The 251-nt window shown below is 72.9% G+C and carries 1 protein-coding gene; it reads left to right on the plus strand.

The window, feature by feature from the left end; translation table 11 throughout:
• Nucleotides 1-76 precede the first annotated feature (76 nt).
• Nucleotides 77-251 (plus strand): formyltransferase family protein (locus SB822_RS59315; RefSeq protein ID WP_410859403.1); only part of this gene is annotated, 175 nt, incomplete at its 3' end.

The raw sequence follows: 251 nt of genomic DNA on the forward strand, positions 1-251 counted from the left end.
GGGACGCGCATGCCGACATGCTGCTCGCCACGGTGGTCAGCCTGCTCGCCTGGCCGTTCCTGCGGAGCAAGACCCCGTGAGCACTTCTTCCCCCCGGAAACTCGCTGTCCTGGCCTCCGGCCGCGGCAGCAACCTGCAGGCCATCCTCGATGCGATCGCCGCCGGCACGCTGGATGCCGAGGTGGTCGGCGTGCTGTCCGACAAGCCGGCCGCGGCCGCGCTGCAGAAGGTCGCCCCGGCGCGCCGCTGGG

Source organism: Paraburkholderia sp. SIMBA_054 (assembly GCF_046534875.1).
GTDB lineage: Bacteria > Pseudomonadota > Gammaproteobacteria > Burkholderiales > Burkholderiaceae > Paraburkholderia > Paraburkholderia hospita.